Here is a 16,483-nt window from a genome sequence, read left to right as displayed (position 1 = left end):
ACGAGTGCGGCTCAGATAGCGCCGCGACGGCTCTTGGCGTAGGTGTCGAACGCCACGGCCAGCACGATAATTAACCCAGTGATAATCTGCTGGTAGTAAGCCGATACGTTCATCAACACCAGTCCGTTAATCAGGATCCCCATGATGATCGAGCCGATGATCGTGCCGCTAATCCGGCCGTAGCCGCCCATCAGCGAGGTCCCGCCAATGACCACCGAGGCGATAACGCGCAGCTCGAAGGTGATCCCCGCAACCGCTTCTGCGCTACCGAGACGGGCGCTGAGAATAAAGCCCGCCAGCCCGGCCAGACAGCCAATCACGACGTAGACGCTGACCAGTACGCGTTGCACATTCACCCCAGCCAGACGAGCGGCTTCGGTATTGCCGCCGATGGCGTACACGAAACGGCCCCAGCGGGTTTTATGCAGCGCCAGATAGCCCAGCAAGGCGACCAGCGCGAAGATCCAGATCGGCACCGAAATACCCAGAATCTCGCCTCGCCCCCACCAGCGGTAACCGGGGTCAAAGCCGGCAATCGGCGCGCCGTCGTTCATCACCAGCGTTAACCCGCGCCAGATCGTCATCCCGCCCAGCGTGACGATGAACGGCGGCAGACGCAGCTTGGTGACCCCCAAACCATGCAGGAAACCGATGAAGGTGCCCATTGCCAGACAGACGCCCAACGCAACCAGCCAACTCAGGCCGTACCAGGCATCAGGATCGACGGTAGTGAAGTTGTCGCCTTTAATCACCGACGCGGCGGTAATGGCACACACTGCCAGAATGGAGCCGACGGACAGGTCGATCCCGGCAGTCAGAATGACGAACGTCATCCCTACGGCCATGATGCCGTAGATGGAGACTTCGGTCAGAATGTTGGTGATGTTGCGTTCAGATAGAAAGTTGCTGTTCTGCGACTGAAAGAAAATCAGCAGCAAAATCATGAAAATAAACACGCCAAAGCGTTCAAAAAAGGCAATCGGGTCAAAACGTCCACGCGTCGTGGACGGCGTAATGCTCTTAGAAAGCGGCTGCTGGGACATGCGTCACCTCCGTTATGCTGCGTGTAATGCGTCGTGGCAAATGGCCATCATCGTCATCAGTTTTTCTTCTGTGGCGTCATCGCCATGAATTTCCCCGCTAATCCGCCCTTCGCTGAGCGTGATAATACGGTCGGAAATTGCCATGATTTCCGGCAGGTCGGAGGAAATCACAATCACGGCGACGCCCCGTTTCGCCATATCGAACAGCACCTGATGCACTTCGGACTTGGTGCCAACATCGATGCCGCGCGTGGGCTCATCCACAATCAATACCTTGGGGTTCAGCGCCATACAACGAGCAAGAATCACCTTTTGCTGGTTGCCGCCCGACAGCTTGCGTACCTCCTGCTCGCTGTTCACCATCTTGATGTGCAGCGCCTGACGGTAGGCTTCAATCAAATCGTCTTCCTTGCGGGTGTTCACAAACCAACGCCAACGCATGAGCGACGAGAGGTTGGAGAGCGAAATGTTTTCCCGGATCGATAACCCCAGCACCGCGCCCTCTTTCTTGCGATCTTCCGGCACCAGTGCGATACCTTGCGACAGCGCATGCAGCGGCGTAGACGGATGGTAAGGGGCGTCATCCAATACAAATTCCCCCGTAGAGAAAGCGTCGGCGCCAAACAGGCAACGTGCGATTTCCGTCCGTCCCGCCCCCACCAGCCCAGCAATGCCAAGCACTTCACCCGCATGCACCTGAAAGCTGATGTCTTTTAGTTCGATGCCGTGCGCATCTAACGGCGGTTTTTCCCGACTTAAGCCCTTCACCGCCAGACGTACCGGCTTATCCTGATGATGCGTTTCTGAAGGCGGACGTCGGTTAAACACCACGTCACGACCGACCATCAGGCGAATAATTTCCTGCACGTTTGTGCTGGCGACATCGCCGGAACCGGTGTAGCGGCCGTCCTGAAACACGGTAAACCGATCGCACAATTGGAAGACTTCGTGCAGCCGGTGCGTGACGTACACCACGCTCACACCACGCCCTTTAAGCTCACGCACCACACGGTGCAGGCTGTCGACTTCGCTGTCGCTCAGCGCCGCCGACGGTTCATCCATCACAATCAGCTTGGCGTTCAGCGTCAGCGCCCTGGCGATCTCCACCATTTGCTGCTGCGCCACGCTCAAACGCGCCACCTGCGTCGTCGGCGCCATGTTCAGTTTCAGGTAATCCAGTACCGCTTTCGCCTCACGATTGACCGCCAGCGCATCCACGAACACGCCGCTGCGCTGCGGCTCGCGCCCCAGGAACATGTTCTCCGCTACGCTCATATTGGGCAGCAGATTAAACTCCTGATAAATGGTGATAATCCCCCGCTTTTGGCGCTCAACCGGCGATTCGAGCGGTAACAGCTTCTCGCCGCCAAACCAGATGTCGCCGCTGGTTTGCGGCTGCGCCCCAGCCAGCGCTTTTAATAGCGTCGATTTACCCGCGCCGTTTTCTCCCAATAGCGCATGAATCTCTCCCGGCTGTACGGTCAGCTGTGCGTTGCTCAGCGCCCAAACGCCGGAGAAGCTCTTTGCCAGATTGGTAATGTTCAGTAGGGGTTCCGTCATGTTTACCTTCCTCCCGCAAGGCCGCGCGGACGCGGCCTGCTGAATACCTGTGATGTAGAGCGCGACTTATTTACCCGCTTCGCCAATGCGTTCGGCATCGTTCAGGTTATCTTTGGTAATCATGGTCGGTTGGTAGTCGGCCCCAGTGATAGGCGCTTTACTGCGGATGTTATTGGTCAACTGCGTCAATGCAGTCGTTACCGCATAGCCCGGACGCTGATCGGCAGTCACGGCCAGCCAGCCGTCGCGTACGCGAGCCAGCGCTTCCGGCACAGCGTCAAAGCCGGTTACCATCACGTCGCCGGGTTTCAGACCCTGCCCCTGCAAGGCTTCAATCGCGCCCAGCGCCATGTCGTCATTCGCAGAGAGGATCACCTGCGGGCGTTTAGGCAGCGAAGGAAACACACTTTCAACGATGCGCATCCCTTCGGAACGCATCCAGTTCCCCGTCTGGTCAGCCACAATGTGGTACTTGCTGCCGCCCGCTTTCAGGCTGTCGCGAATCCCCTGCGTACGCTCGATGTTAGAAGACGAACCCGGTTGACCGGTCAGCAGAATGATCTCTGCACCATCTGGGAATTTGGTTTTGACATAGTCGGCAATCGCCTGACCGCCTTTGTAGTTGTTGGCCCCAAAGTGCGGCACCGCTTTTTCTGTTTTCACCGAACGATCCAGCGTCACCACAGGCAGTTTGGCATCCTGAATTTCGGTCACGGCGCTGGAAACGGCGTTGACGTCATTCGGTGACACCACAAAGCCCTGCGCGCCGCGAGTAATGGCATTTTCTAAATCGGCGGTCTGCTTCGGTGAGCTACCCTGTCCATCCAGCACCTGCAAATTCACCCCCAACTCTTTGGCGGCTTTAACTGCGGTGCGCTGCATGTGAACTTCAAACGGCATGGCGAGATTCGGCGTACTGAAAACGATTTGTTCATTTTGGGCCTGAGCAAGACCAGACAGACCCAGTGCGATGGCGATTGCGGAAACGCTGATGATCTTTTTCATATGTCTTTTCTCTTCATCTGCTTCTGTTATAGGTATGGGTGTAGGGTTGAAAGCAGGTAAAACACGATGTGCCGATGCCGATACGGTTACACGGCGACCTCCTTGCCTTGAGCCAGGGATTCAAAGGCTTTATCCGCCAGATTCAACGCACGCTCACCGTCCAGACCGGAGCACTCCGGCTGGGTGCGACCATTCAGCACATCGACAAAGTGCTGCCACTCTGCCGCGTAGGCCGCGTGATAGCGTTGCAGGAAGAAATATTCGGGTTTTGCTGCAAGGCAGCCGTCGTCGGTCCACTGCTCAACCACGTTCTCGCGGATATTGCCCGCGCTGAGCACACCTTTCGCACCATGCAGTTCGAGGCGCTGATCGTAGCCGTAGCCGGAGCGGCGACTGTTGACGATAGTTGCCATCGCGCCAGAGGCAAATTTCAGCACGATAAACGCGGTATCAATGTCGCCCGCCTCACCAATGGCCGGATCGACCAGATTGCTGCCTTGCGCAAAGACCGACACCGGCTCTTCGCCCATAATGAAACGCGCCATATCGAAATCATGAATCGTCATGTCGCGGAACATGCCGCCGGAAACACGAACATACTCAGCAGGCGGCGGCGACGGATCGCGGGAGATAATCAGGAGAGATTCCGCCTTGCCGATGCGCCCCTCGCCAGCCAGCGTTTTGACGCGGCGGAATTGCGGGTCATAGCGGCGGTTGAAACCGACAAACAACGGCACGTTCTGCTGTTTGACGACAGTCAGGCAATCGCGAACGCGGGCAATATCCAGATGCACCGGTTTTTCACAGAAAATGGCTTTGCCATGTTTGGCGGCCAGCTCAATCAGGTCGGCGTGCGTGTCAGTCGCAGAGGCAATCAGAACGGCATGTACCGCCGGATCGTTCATGACCTCATTCACAGTTTGCACTTTGGTGTGGTAGCGTTCAGCCAGCGCCGTAGCATTGGTTGGGTTGGGATCGACCACCGCGTACAGGTTGGTTTCTTTGTGTGCCGCGATGTTCACTGCATGGACCTGACCGATGCGGCCTGCGCCCAGTAAAGCGATGTTAAACATAGATGCTCCCTTGCTGCCTGAGTGGCGTGTAATGCCAGACTGAAAAAGTGACGGATAACGGCTAGTCGTATTCTTCCCCCAGCCCCATCATCACCCGATCTTTACCGCGAATCCTGATAGGTAAAATAAAACATTTATTTCAGTTTTGTATAAATTGAAAATTATGTTTTTGCGTGTCAGTTAACATTTTCATGACATCTTCGCCCTTTTCTGCAACCCCAATCACATATCGTGGGAGAACGTTTGTGGGGATATACATGACTATCAGAGAATCGGTCAGGTGCTGGCGCACCGCGGGAGAAAAAATGAAACCGTGGTTTGAAAATGAAATGAATATTTCAATTTAATTCGGGAATATAGGGGAAATATTAGGAAGCACGAAAGATCGCAAACTTCATCTGCACAGACTCTCTTCTCACATTATATGCAGACTCAGTGATGTTTCGTGCGCAAAAATATCGCTATTCTCATGCTACTTAGTAGCACGCGCCCGACGCAGGGCGCTCAGTCGCCGCCGCCCTGCGAACCCTGGCTTCCGGCTAAATTATGTCGCTACGCGATGCCTTCGTCGGTATCAGGCTTAACGGACCGCTTGCGACACGCTCCCGGCGTGGCGCAAGCTTTCGCCGCGTCCATGCGGCTCATCCTAAGCCTGCTATCTCCTCAGCATAATTTCTTACGCCGGATTACGCCCAACCTCACTTGCACCCCTGCGTTATTTGTAGAGAAGAGACAGTGTGAAAAGGAAATCATTTAATACTGGCGGGCGCGGGAGAGCGCAGTTTTCACGTTATTAGCGGCAGCCTCAATCTCTGGATTATCCGCAACCTGCGCCGTGCCGGTGCGCCACCAGGATTCATAGCCGTGCGTCATAGTCTTCGGCAGCACCTTGATGTCGAGCAGCACGGGCCCCAGATGCTGACGTGATTCCGCCAGTGCCTGCTTAAGCGAGGCTTCATCATGCACTCGCCATGCTTTACAGCCGTAGCTTTCCGCGTTCTTGGCAAAATCGACCGGAATGAGCGTCCCCCGCAGTTGTCCCGACTCCGCATCGCGGTAACGGTTTTCCGTACAAAAACTCCCCATGCCTTGACTCATTTGCAGGTTGTTGATGCAGCCAAAGCCCGCGTTGTCGAACAGCAGCACGGTGATTTTGATGCCTTCCTGTACCGCCGTTTGCAGTTCGGTGTGGAGCATCAGATAGGAACCGTCGCCGACCATCGCGTAGACGGGCTGTTGCGGTGCCGCAAGGCGTGCGCCAATCGCCGCCGCAATCTCGTATCCCATGCAGGAGTAGCCATATTCCAGATGGTAGCTGTCCGGTGTTTTCACCTGCCACACGCGCTGTAAATCGCCCGGCAACGAGCCTGCCGCGCCCACCACAACCGCGTTGTCTTCCAACTCTTCATTCAGTATGCCCAGCACGCGCGTTTGCGTCAGGTGGGTATTCAGCGTCTGGCGGTATTCATCCAGCTTGTCTTCCAGACCGTCCACCACTTCCGGCACCAGCTCGCCCTTGTCCTGCACGGTAAATAGCCGCTGTAGCTCGCGTTCCCATTCCGCACGCGCCTGTTCGACGGCCTGCTGCCAGCCGCTGCGATACGACGCCGTCGCCAGCCGTTCGGCCAGCGCCGCCAGACCGGCGCGCGCGTCGGCGATCAGGGGCAGCGCATCCAGTTTTAGCGCATCAAATTCGGCCACGTTGAGCAGTAAAAATTCGACGTTCGGGTTCTGAAATAGCGACTTGGAACCCGTGGTAAAATCGGTTAAACGTGTCCCGACGCCGATCACCAGATCCGCCTCTTGCGCCAGCCGATTCGCCGCCAGCCCGCCCGTTACGCCGATGCCGCCACAGTTCAGCGGATGTGAAGAGACAATAGCACCTTTGCCCGCCTGCGTTTCGCCAAACGGAATCGCAAACTGTTCGGCAAACTGTGCCAAGGCATCATGCGCGCCGGAATAACGAACGCCACCGCCGCAAATCAGCATCGGGCGGCGCTTGCTGGCAATCAGCGTTGCCGCCTCATCCAGCCGTGCCGCATCCGGTGGGCGGCGTTCGAGGTGATGGACGCGCTTGCGGAAAAACGAGGCCGGATAATCCCAGACTTCCGCCTGCACATCCTGCGGTAAACATAGCGTCACCGCACCGGTATCGGCCGGATCGGTCAGCACGCGCATGGCGTTAATCAGCGCGCTCATCAGTTGTTCAGGGCGATTAATGCGATCCCAGTAGCGAGACACCGGTTTAAAGCAGTCATTGGTGCTGATCGACAGATCGTGATACTGCTCGACCTGCTGCAACACCGGATCCGGCTGGCGGCAAGCGAAGAGATCGCCAGGCAATAGCAGCACCGGAATGCGGTTGGCGGTGGCGGTGGCTGCGGCAGTTACCATATTTGCCGCCCCCGGCCCCACCGATGAGGTCACCGCATAGATTTTCCGCCGTTTGTGTTGCTTAGCAAACCCGACGGCGATGTGCGCCATTCCCTGTTCGTTGCACCCCTGATGCACGCTGAGACGGTTTGCCTCCTGCTCCAGCGCCTGACCGATGCCCAGCACATTGCCGTGACCAAAAATAGTCATGACGCCCTGCACAAAGGGAGATTCTTCACCGTCTACGCTGATGTATTGCTGGTTGAGAAACCTGACCAGCGCCTGCGCCATGGTGATGCGACACGTATCCATTGATCTACTCCTACCTGTTTTATCCAGACGGCTAGCCACCGTGCTGGCCATAGAAACGATTTCTATGTCAGTCGGCATAAAGTTTCGTGCGTGTTGCGCAAATTACTTCTTTTCCACACTGCTGCACACGCCCGACACGGGGCAGCTCAATCGCCGCTGCCCCATGACCCCAGGCTTTTCCACGGGAAATTGCGTCGCTACGCGATACCTTCGGCATCCGTGCCCGTAGCCGGGCCACCAGTGACGCGCTCCCGACGCGGCACTGGCTTTCGCGACATCCTTGTCGCTCACCCGACGGTCACGTCACCTCAGCGCAATTTTTTACGTGAAAGAAAAAACAATAAAAATCTGCACTGCTATTTATCGTAATGAACCAGCCGGAGTTTTAGTTCTTTCATAACATCCTCACTCTAGCGTGGGCATGACGAAGCTGCTGGCGTGGTGTTCCAGACGGACGCTGGCAGGCCAGCGGCTGGTGACGGTTTTCATACGGGTGTAGAAGCGTACGCCGTCGTTGCCGTGGACATTCAGCGGCCCAAAAATGGAACGCTTCCAGCCACCGAAGCTGTGGAACGCCATCGGTACCGGAATCGGTACGTTCACGCCGACCATTCCAGCCTGCACCTCTTCGCAGAACTGGCGTGCAGTCTCGCCGTCACGGGTAAAAATAGCGGTGCCGTTGCCATATTCATGATTGTTGATCAGCGTGACAGCCGTTTGGTAATCCGGCACACGTACCACAGACAGCACCGGGCCAAAAATCTCTTCCTGATAGATCTTCATCTCCGGCGTGACGTTGTCGAACAGCGTCGGCCCGATAAAGTAGCCCTGCTGGTGGCCTTGAATAGACAGCGTGCGGCCATCGATACGCAGCGTCGCGCCCTGATCGACGCCGCTTTGAATATAGTCGGCAATCTTCGCCCGGTGCGCTGCGCTGATCACCGGCCCCATCTCATTTTCCTGCCCGTCCACCAGACCAGGCCCGACGCGCATCGCGTTGATCTGCGCATTCAGGCGTTGGTGCAGCGCTTCCGCCGTGTCATCGCCAACAGCCACCACCACAGACAGCGCCATACAGCGCTCGCCCGCGGCGCCAAACGCCGCGCCCATAATCGCGCTGGCCGCCATGTCCATGTCAGCATCCGGCATCAGAATACAGTGGTTTTTCGCCCCGCCCAGCGCCTGACAGCGTTTGCCGTGCGCCGATGCCGTCTGATAAATGTATTCCGCTACTGGCGTCGATCCCACAAAGCTCACCGCCTGCACGCGTGGATCGGTCAACAGCACATCCACCGCTTCTTTGTCACCCTGAACGACGTTAAATACACCGTCCGGCAGGCCCGCTTCTTTCAGCAGTTGCGCCAACAGCAGCGAGAGCGATGGATCTTTTTCCGAGGGTTTCAGCACAAAGGTATTGCCGGTCGCCAGCGCAATCGGGAACATCCACATGGGCACCATCGCCGGGAAGTTGAACGGCGTAATCCCAACACATACGCCGAGCGGTTGCATGAGTGAATGGCTATCCACCCCAGTGCCGACATTCGCCGAGTGCTCGCCTTTTTGCAGATGCGGAATGCCACAGGCAAATTCAACGACTTCCAGACCGCGCGTCACCTCTCCCACGGCATCGGAATACACCTTGCCGTGCTCCTGTGAAATCAGCCGGGCCAGCGTATCCATTCGTTCTTCCAGCAGCGCTTTGAAGCGAAACAGCACGCGCGCGCGACGCAGCGGAGAGTGCTTTGACCACGCAGGGAATGCCACCGCCGCGCTGGCAATAGCCTGTTCGACTTCCGCCTTATCAGACATCACAACCTGGCGAATCTGCTCGCCCGTCGCGGGGTTATACACCGCGGCGTAGCGTTGGCTGTTGCTGGAGGCAATCGCCCCCTGAATGAAGTTAGATACGGTTTCCATGTTTACACCTTTGTGGGTTTGAGGAGACAAACGGCTGATATCGGATTACAGTATATGAAATGAATATTCCATTTAATGTAAAAATAAAATAAATGTTGATTATTGTGATCCGCTGCGAATTTTTAGGTAAACTTGAAGACAGCTGTCCATAAAGACAGGCGAGCAGCCTAACGTCGATCGTTTAAGCATCGAGATACACGGGGCGACCACAGGGGTGAGGCCTCCCTGCGGGAACCTCCCCCTGTGTTTCCCCTAATAACGGACTTACGTGACCAGTATTAGGCGAGCATCCTCTGAAAATCGCCGTATCGATAACAGGTGTGCCGCCGGAAATGTCGTACAGATAAAACAGCCGTATCCAGAAATGAATTTTCTGTTCCGTTTCAGGCGCCAGTTAGGAAATCGCGCTAATGGGATAGGTTCTTATACGTCTTTGGGAGATAACCCGATATGCCCATGGCAACCAGTCTGAGAGAATTACAGGAACAGATCCGCGAACGCTATGATTCACTCAGCAAGCGGCTACAGCAGGTGGCGCACTATGTGCTGGATAATACCAACAGCATCGCTTTCGATACCGTCGCTGTGATCGCCGAACGCGCTGACGTTCCCCCCTCAACGCTGATTCGCTTCGCCAACGCCTTTGATTTCAGCGGCTTCAACGAAATGAAACAGCTGTTCCGTATGAATCTGGTAGAAGAAACGGCCAGCTATACCGACCGAGCGCGGTTATTTCGGGCGATGGAGGCGGATGCCGTGCCAGAAACGCCGTTGGATATTCTGCATGAATTTGCCCGCTCAAACGCGCAGGCGATGCAGCAGCTCGCGGCACGTACCCCGCAAGAGGATCTGCAAAAAGCCGTCGATCTGCTGGCTCAGGCGGAAACGATCTATATCGTCGGGCTGCGGCGCTCGTTCAGCGTCGCCACTTACCTCACCTACGCGCTTAGCCATCTGGAAAGCAGCCCGATCCTAGTCAACGGGTTGGGAGGCATGTTTCGCGAACAGCTCAGCCGAGTCAGTTCACGCGATGTGGTGGTTTCCATCAGTTTCTCGCCCTACTCACAGGAAACCGTGATGGTCAGTGAGATGGCCGCGAAGGCCGGCGCGCGGCAAATCGTGATTACCGACAGCCAGATCAGTCCTCTGGCGACACTCAGCGACGTCTGTTTTGTGGTAAAGGAAGCGCAGGTTGATGCGTTCCGTTCACAGTCCGCCACGCTGTGTCTGGTGCAATCGCTGATGGTATCGCTGGCTTACCGACAGGGAAACGGCGCAGAGCAGAGCGAAAAGCAGCAGCGCGGCTAATCAGAAAGATCTGGGGCATTTCACCTTTATCGAAACCTGGCCGGATAGAGCCGCACTGGATATTCACTGCCAGACCGAACACTTCCAGCGGCTGGTTCCCATAATCAATAGCCACCAGCGCGCCGAGTGCACTTTCCTGCTGATGGAGGCGTTCGAATAACGCTGCGCCGCTCGCTGGCTATCAACCTATCTTGAAAGTAACAACGGGATCTCCCACCGTTTCTTTGCATATTCAGGCAACTTCAGTTCGGCGGCGACCTTTGTTTTTTGCCCGATAAAGTGCCATATCCGCGGCCTTTAACCAGTCAATATATTGACCCATTTCCGGTGAAATCTCCGCAATACCGACGCTGACAAACACCGCCAGCTGCGGCGTTTGGTTCAGGAATTTCAGCGATAAGCTCTCCCTAATGCGATTCACGGCGTCTAACGCTTCTCCCGCGCTAGTCTGCGGTAAAATAACGGCAAACTCATCTCCGCCAAATCGCCCAATGACATCCGTTTCCCGAAAGCCGGATGTCAGCTCACGCGCCAGCAGCAAGATCGCCTGATCGCCGACGTTGTGCCCAAAGTTATCGTTAAAGGCTTTAAAATGGTCGATATCAAACAGGACTAACGTCGCCGTATGTTTATAGCGCTGACAACTATCATATTCGTGCTTCAGCAACCGTTCCCAGTGGTGACGGTTATAAAGGCTGGTCATCCCATCATGGATACTGACTTCCATCAGCATACGTTTGTGTTCCGCCAGTTTCAGTGCAGTGGCATAGGTGACATAGCCGAGAAAAATGGGGTAGACCAGCAACATTGGCAAACAGGCATAAATCTGTATCGGTGTCGTATCCAGCGAAACCGGCACAGCAAACAGCACAAGCACTAACACGCAGGCCACACACTGTAATACGAGGCCCTGAACAAACAGCTTTATCCCGCCGCCAGCCGTGCCATTCATTCCGACCATCGCGACAATCACCGCGCTGGGCAGAAGATTCACGCCCATAAACCCTATCCAAATACCACCAAACATCACATCAAACAGTAAATTACGTTTCTCGCACCGCATAGGATCGCGTGACCGAAGGGACAACAGGTAGGCAATGTGAGGCCAAATGAAGGTATTAAGAAAGAGCAGCCCCCATAGTAGCGTCGGGATAGGCCGAGTAATCAGCACCGAGGAAATAAAGAGAGAGCAGAGGATCGTACCGACAATCCGTGGAATATAGACTCGCTGGGAAAAGCGTAGCCCTGAGCGACGTACATCTACCGTCAAAAACGCCGGCGGCGAGGCTGGCATAACGACCCCCATGCGGTTCACTAACGAATAGCGAGAAAAAAACATTATGACTGAAAGCCTGTCAGCAATAGTGAGCTGTTTTTTAATTTATTTTGTCACATAGCAAACTGATACCGTAAAGGCAGAACAGAGTAACACAAATGTTAACTCGCGGTGGTCTTACCCGTGGCCGTCTTTCCGCATTGATGATTACCACAGGTGTACCCGTCATCACGATCGGTGTGATTAAGAGGGAGAGGATTGTAACCGGTTGATGTGAATGGTCAGAAACATAATTTCATCAGTGGTGAGTTGGCAATGGTAGTTTTTTTCCACATAGTCGTACACTTTCATCGCGCAGGCGTAGGCCCGTGGCATCAGTTCGGTAATCCCCTGATAGATGGAATCATCACCGTGGCTCACAGTTTCCCGGTTTAACAGGCGCAGGGCGAAGAACTTCAGATGCGTCACCAAACGCTGATAATTGAGAGAATGTTCGTCAAACGTGATGTGGAGATCGTATTTCAGAATGGTCAAAATATCTTTAATGATACCCGCACTTTGCATCGTGCTCTGCATGTCGCTGTTATTTGTCGCATTCGCCAAGTGCAGCGCAATAAACCCCGCTTCATCTTCCGGTAAATCGATATCCAGTCTGGTGCGAATCACTTCCAACGCTTCCAGCCCAATGGCAAATTCGCTGCGATAAAACTGGCGAATATCCCACAGCATCAGGTTCTTGATCGTCTGCCCTTTCTTATGGCGTTGAATGGCAAAGTTAATATGGTCGCTGAGCGCCAGAAACAGCGTGTCCTGCACATCAAGTCGCAGCGTTTTTTGCGCCAGCGTAATAATTTGCTGCGTGACCGCCAGACAGTCAGGCGGAATGTCCGCCAGCAATTGTGACAGCACATCCGCTATGCCGCTACTTTTCTTCACAAACTGGCTTTCGATACGCTGCGGATCGATAGCATCACCCACTTTCTTGCCAAAGCCGACGCCTTTGCCAATCGCCACAATCTCCCGTTGGTCATCTGCCAGCACCAGCACGGCGTTATTGCTCAGTATTTTTTCAATGATCATCGCATCAGCCGTCCTGTCTGACAGGAAGGCTCGCTGGCCTTCCCTACCGTTTACTGCCTCAACACGATATCGACGAGGCACCTGCTTTTCTCATTTACACTTCTGAGCTATCCAGCCCATTGTTTTTAATGACATCAGCATACCAGTATGCGCTTTTTTTACGGATACGCCGCAAATCTTTGAGATCGAACTCTTCACGGTTAACGTAAATAAAGCCATAGCGCTTCGAGCATCCCTGATGGGTGGAAATGAGATCTAACGCCGACCATGGCGTATAACCGAAGACATCCACACCGTCGGTGATCGCAAGCTGGATTTGCTCAATGTGACGTTGCAGATAGTCGATGCGATAATCATCGTGAACCTCACCGTTTTCATCCAGCGTATCAAACGCGCCCAGCCCATTCTCCGTGATGATCAGCGGTAAATGATAGCGATCGTGCAGCTCACGCAGCGTATTGCGAAAGCCTATCGGATCGATCTCCCAGCCAAAGGCGTTTTTCTGCAAAAATGGATTGCTTGCGCCACGATGTACGCCTTCTTCACCTGATTTCAGGTGCTGGTCGCCGCCGCGCGCCGTTTCATCCTGCCCGTCATTTTTACTGGCTTCCACTGTTTGCGAGGTGTAGTAGTTAAAGGCGATGAAATCGGGCTTAGCCGATGCCAGGATATCCATATCGCCAGGCAGAATCTCCGGCGTATAACCTTTCTCTTCCATATAGCGCCAGGCCGCGGTGTTGTAACGCCCGTATACCGCCATATCCAGATACAACCAGTTGCGGATCGCGTTATAGTTAAATGCGGCCATCACATCTTCAGGCTTCGCTGATGCTGGGTAAATCAGCGCAATGTTGGGTGCTGGGCCAATTTTCGCACTGGGCACTTTTTCATGCAGCGCATTCATCGCTTTTGCCTGCGCCACCAGCATATTGTGGTTTTGCTGATAGAGATTCTGTTTCGGGTTTTCCAACGTAGGATCCAGCGTACCCAGTGCGGAACCGTGCAAAATCATCATGTTTTGCTCGTTGATGGTCAGCCAATACTTCACTTTGGCGCCGTATTCATCAAACAGCACGTTGGCAAAACGTTCAAACGCGTCCACCGTTTCCCTGCTGTACCAACCACCTTTGGCTTGTAACGCCTGCGGCAGATCGAAATGGTACATCGTAACGATCGGCACAATACCGTAATGCAGCAGCTCATCGATAAGATTGTGATAAAACGCAATGCCCGCTGGATTGACCTCACCGCTGCCATCGGGAATGATGCGGCTCCAGGCGATGGAAAAACGGTAGGTTTTAAAGCCGATATCGGCAAACAGGGCTACATCTTCTTTGTAACGATGGTAATGATCGCTGGCGACTTTAAAGTCCGTGGTGCCCTCAGGATAAGCGGTTCTGGCATCAATCACCGATGGCCCCTTACCATCCTCATTCCATGCCCCTTCCACCTGATAAGCCGATGTCGCTGCGCCCCACAAAAATCCCTCCGGGAAACGTTTAAGATGACGGTATTTCATAGTTTTCTCCTTTCCTTAACGAGATCATGTCAGCAAGACATCACTGATATTATGAGTGGCACGCGATCGGGCTGAATTCAGGCAAAAAAAAACCTGATACGAACATGTCTGAATAACATGTGCCGTATCAGGTTTCGCTCGAGCCTTGACCCGATCACGTCCTGCTTATCGGGTTATATCCGCTAACCGTCGTAGACTCAAACCGAGGTCGGGCAATCTGTGATGAATATCACCGATAATCTCTTCGCCTGAGTAGGATTTGCCCCCTGCGCCAGCTATCCCAGAAATGCGGACTCACTGTTCGTGCCCATCGTCATGTTCCCGTGCGCCATTAAGCTTTACGAGACGCTTCAGCAGACTCAGTAACTTCATTCCATCTGGCGCTCCCAGCCCTGTACAGGCATCCCAGCCTTCAGAAGCCACAAATGCGCCATTATTGCCCCGCACGATATCCTTACAGCTATGACGATTACGGTACAGCAAGGGAGGGATAAACAGCGATGCCGAGTGGGTCAACGCCAGCATACGCACCAATAATCCTGCCCACAGCGGCGCGACAGCGCTGGTTCCGCCGACAACGCCTTCGCGCCCGTTAACTTCAACCAGATAGCCCGTTTCAGGATCGGCATGGCCGCTGACATCAGGTACGCCGCGGTGCTGCAAAGGGTGGTGACCGCCGTATTTGTCTACCAGAGACAGCCCTAACTGCCAGTTGGGCAGCGTAAAGTGCTGGCTGACGCCACCGCCCGTCGCGCTGCCATCTCGGCTATGCCAGGTGGTTTCTTCCCTCGTTTTTTGCAAGTGAGTGCCGCCGCAGGCTAACACATAGGGGCTGGATGCAGGGAAATCGACGTGCAAACCATGGGGTTCACCATCTTTTGAACCGCGATCGCCAGAAGCGACGCACACCGTAATCCCTAACGCGGCCGCGGTCTGGAAAGACTGGTTGTACACCTGTAATGATTGCGCCGTCCATTGTGATTCGCTGGATCCCCAACTAATCGAAATCACCGACGGCGCATTTTTCTCATCATGAACCGCAGCATTGATCGCTTCTAAAAACCCGGCATCGGTATTCGGAGCAAAATACACCACAATGTTGGCGGCTGGAGCTAGCGCACCGGCGATTTCGATATCCATTTGCACTTCGATATCAATGGGGCTCACCGCTTTATCGCCCTCTGACGAGGCAGGAGCATTCCGAGCACCGCCCACGCAAACATCGACAACCTGAGGAGGATTAATGCCCATACGTTTAAAATAGTGCTCTAACTGCGGCAGGCGATATCCGCCACCCAGCGCAATAATGCCAATACACTTCCCCGCACCGTCGTGCTCTGGGAAATGGTAGAGCTCTGCCAGCTCCAGCGGCGTATAACCCGACGGACGCTTTGCCGCATTGGAGAACGTCTCATTGATATGCAGGCAACTGCTCGTCGCCAGACGTTCATCAAGACCCAATACGGCAATCACTACGCCCTGTAGATATTCCGGCAGGTAAATGCCTCCCGCTCTCCCACGGAATGTCCCGTGTTTGTGGTCATACCGCGCTAAGCTCACGCGAAACGCCTGCTCCATTTGCCCCACCGTCCCAGTTAAGAAAACAGTGCGACTGGCAGCGTGTTCACGTTCTATAGAGAGCCGATGATGCCGCGCAAACGCACGGACATGCTCGATATCGGCCTCATCAGCGCTGAACTTTCTGGCATAGTCGGCGCGCGACAGCGGTCTGTTGGCGTTGATACCGCCAAATTGCGGATCGATGCTATCGTGCAGTTCGGCATAATACTCTTCATCTGGCGTAGTAAAACGCAACACCAGCATGACTCTGACGCTTTCATTCACATCACAGCGCTCGCGATATGCCGCGTCAGCGATATTTCCGCGCTCACTCCCTTTCAATAATTGGTAAGTCATCGTCTTCTCTCCCACTCAGCTATTTGCCGTCTGGTTCAATGTGACTCAATGCCGCATAAATCTGACGTTTGTCGTTCTGTGACAGATGCTCAACATTAAT

General features: G+C 54.6%; 11 protein-coding genes and 1 pseudogene. 2 read left to right on the top strand and 10 right to left on the bottom strand.

The features are described from left to right. Positions 1 to 11: 11 nt before the first annotated feature. From H0247_RS10455 to H0247_RS10430, 6 genes are all read right to left on the bottom strand, one after another. Positions 12 to 1,043, bottom strand: coding sequence for an ABC transporter permease (locus H0247_RS10455; protein WP_180742471.1), 1,032 nt, complete (start codon positions 1,041 to 1,043; stop codon positions 12 to 14). A gap of 12 nt (positions 1,044 to 1,055) precedes the next feature. Beyond that, a complete protein-coding gene (locus tag H0247_RS10450; RefSeq protein ID WP_180742470.1) occupies positions 1,056 to 2,603 on the bottom strand; it encodes a sugar ABC transporter ATP-binding protein in 1,548 nt (515 codons plus the stop codon). 66 nt (positions 2,604 to 2,669) lie between these two features. Continuing rightward, a complete protein-coding gene (locus H0247_RS10445; protein ID WP_180742469.1) occupies positions 2,670 to 3,608 on the bottom strand; it encodes a substrate-binding domain-containing protein in 939 nt (312 codons plus the stop codon). Positions 3,609 to 3,694: 86 nt separating this feature from the next. Next, positions 3,695 to 4,681, bottom strand: coding sequence for an inositol 2-dehydrogenase (iolG, locus tag H0247_RS10440; protein ID WP_180742468.1), 987 nt, complete (start codon positions 4,679 to 4,681; stop codon positions 3,695 to 3,697). 753 nt (positions 4,682 to 5,434) lie between these two features. Beyond that, positions 5,435 to 7,366 carry a 3D-(3,5/4)-trihydroxycyclohexane-1,2-dione acylhydrolase (decyclizing) gene (gene iolD / locus H0247_RS10435; protein ID WP_180742467.1) on the bottom strand — a complete coding sequence of 644 codons (1,932 nt, stop codon included), beginning with the start codon at positions 7,364 to 7,366 and terminating at the stop codon, positions 5,435 to 5,437. Between the two features lie 405 nt (positions 7,367 to 7,771). Beyond that, complete coding sequence (locus H0247_RS10430) at positions 7,772 to 9,283, bottom strand: CoA-acylating methylmalonate-semialdehyde dehydrogenase (protein ID WP_180742466.1); 1,512 nt, start codon at positions 9,281 to 9,283, stop codon at positions 7,772 to 7,774. Positions 9,284 to 9,733: 450 nt separating this feature from the next. Between H0247_RS10430 and H0247_RS10425 the strand changes: the two genes are divergently transcribed. Both H0247_RS10425 and H0247_RS19835 read left to right on the top strand, forming a co-directional pair. Then, positions 9,734 to 10,591, top strand: a complete 858-nt coding sequence (locus H0247_RS10425) for a MurR/RpiR family transcriptional regulator (RefSeq protein ID WP_180742465.1) — start codon at positions 9,734 to 9,736, stop codon at positions 10,589 to 10,591. Further along, a pseudogene (locus H0247_RS19835) lies at positions 10,590 to 10,751 on the top strand (putative quinol monooxygenase); the annotation flags it as partial. The gene H0247_RS10425 and the pseudogene H0247_RS19835, both read left to right, overlap by 2 nt. A 72-nt stretch (positions 10,752 to 10,823) precedes the next feature. On the opposite strand, the gene adrA reads toward H0247_RS19835, so the two are convergent. From adrA to H0247_RS10405, 4 genes are all read right to left on the bottom strand, one after another. Continuing rightward, positions 10,824 to 11,885 (bottom strand): diguanylate cyclase AdrA, encoded by a 1,062-nt coding sequence (adrA, locus tag H0247_RS10420; RefSeq protein WP_180742464.1) that lies wholly within the window; start codon positions 11,883 to 11,885, stop codon positions 10,824 to 10,826. A 225-nt stretch (positions 11,886 to 12,110) separates the two neighbouring features. Then, entirely contained in the window at positions 12,111 to 12,947 is an 837-nt protein-coding gene (licT, locus tag H0247_RS10415) for a BglG family transcription antiterminator LicT (RefSeq protein WP_180742463.1), read from the bottom strand. Between the two features lie 94 nt (positions 12,948 to 13,041). Continuing rightward, positions 13,042 to 14,466, bottom strand: coding sequence for a glycoside hydrolase family 1 protein (locus H0247_RS10410; protein ID WP_180742462.1), 1,425 nt, complete (start codon positions 14,464 to 14,466; stop codon positions 13,042 to 13,044). 294 nt (positions 14,467 to 14,760) lie between these two features. Continuing rightward, a complete protein-coding gene (locus H0247_RS10405) occupies positions 14,761 to 16,383 on the bottom strand; it encodes a protease pro-enzyme activation domain-containing protein (protein ID WP_180742461.1) in 1,623 nt (540 codons plus the stop codon). Between the last annotated feature and the right edge of the window lie 100 nt (positions 16,384 to 16,483).

The sequence above is a fragment of the Pectobacterium sp. CFBP8739 genome, assembly GCF_013449375.1.
Taxonomy (GTDB): domain Bacteria; phylum Pseudomonadota; class Gammaproteobacteria; order Enterobacterales; family Enterobacteriaceae; genus Pectobacterium.
Note: the sequence above shows the minus strand (reverse complement) of the source record. Positions and strands in the feature narration are given on the sequence as shown.

Excerpts from the sequence above, each read along its gene's own strand:
- H0247_RS10455 (WP_180742471.1), bottom strand. The coding sequence starts at position 1,043 with ATGTCCCAGCAGCCGCTTTCTAAGAGCATTACGCCGTCCACGACGCGT.
- H0247_RS10450 (WP_180742470.1), bottom strand. The coding sequence starts at position 2,603 with ATGACGGAACCCCTACTGAACATTACCAATCTGGCAAAGAGCTTCTCC.
- H0247_RS10445 (WP_180742469.1), bottom strand. The coding sequence starts at position 3,608 with ATGAAAAAGATCATCAGCGTTTCCGCAATCGCCATCGCACTGGGTCTG.
- iolG (WP_180742468.1), bottom strand. The coding sequence starts at position 4,681 with ATGTTTAACATCGCTTTACTGGGCGCAGGCCGCATCGGTCAGGTCCAT.
- iolD (WP_180742467.1), bottom strand. The coding sequence starts at position 7,366 with ATGGATACGTGTCGCATCACCATGGCGCAGGCGCTGGTCAGGTTTCTC.
- H0247_RS10430 (WP_180742466.1), bottom strand. The coding sequence starts at position 9,283 with ATGGAAACCGTATCTAACTTCATTCAGGGGGCGATTGCCTCCAGCAAC.
- H0247_RS10425 (WP_180742465.1), top strand. The coding sequence starts at position 9,734 with ATGCCCATGGCAACCAGTCTGAGAGAATTACAGGAACAGATCCGCGAA.
- adrA (WP_180742464.1), bottom strand. The coding sequence starts at position 11,885 with ATGCCAGCCTCGCCGCCGGCGTTTTTGACGGTAGATGTACGTCGCTCA.
- licT (WP_180742463.1), bottom strand. The coding sequence starts at position 12,947 with ATGATCATTGAAAAAATACTGAGCAATAACGCCGTGCTGGTGCTGGCA.
- H0247_RS10410 (WP_180742462.1), bottom strand. The coding sequence starts at position 14,466 with ATGAAATACCGTCATCTTAAACGTTTCCCGGAGGGATTTTTGTGGGGC.
- H0247_RS10405 (WP_180742461.1), bottom strand. The coding sequence starts at position 16,383 with ATGACTTACCAATTATTGAAAGGGAGTGAGCGCGGAAATATCGCTGAC.